1 pseudogene is annotated in these 231 nt (G+C 44.2%); it reads left to right on the top strand.

The features are described from left to right. Positions 1-231 (top strand): annotated as a pseudogene (locus H4J63_RS20050) (IS4 family transposase); the annotation flags it as partial.

Genomic DNA, 231 nt, shown 5'->3' with positions numbered 1-231 from the left:
GATACACCTGCTCTTGCTGAGCACTTTCACTATATTAAGCACAGTAAAAACCGTCATACAGAATATCCTATTGTACGCCTATGCGCCTTAAGCTCCTTGCGTAGCCGGTTGATACACCACGTTGCCTTCGGGCCCAGTTATCAAGGTGAGGTGAACTACGCAAAGCAGTTATTTAGTCATGTAAGTGATAACAGTCTAACTATTTTTGACCGATGTTATCTCAGCGCTGAG

The sequence above is a fragment of the Pseudoalteromonas sp. 5Ae-yellow genome (genome assembly GCF_014077565.1).
Taxonomy (GTDB): domain Bacteria; phylum Pseudomonadota; class Gammaproteobacteria; order Enterobacterales; family Alteromonadaceae; genus Pseudoalteromonas.
The sequence above is the reverse complement of the archived record's forward strand: the minus strand, read 5'-3'. Positions and strand labels throughout refer to the sequence as shown.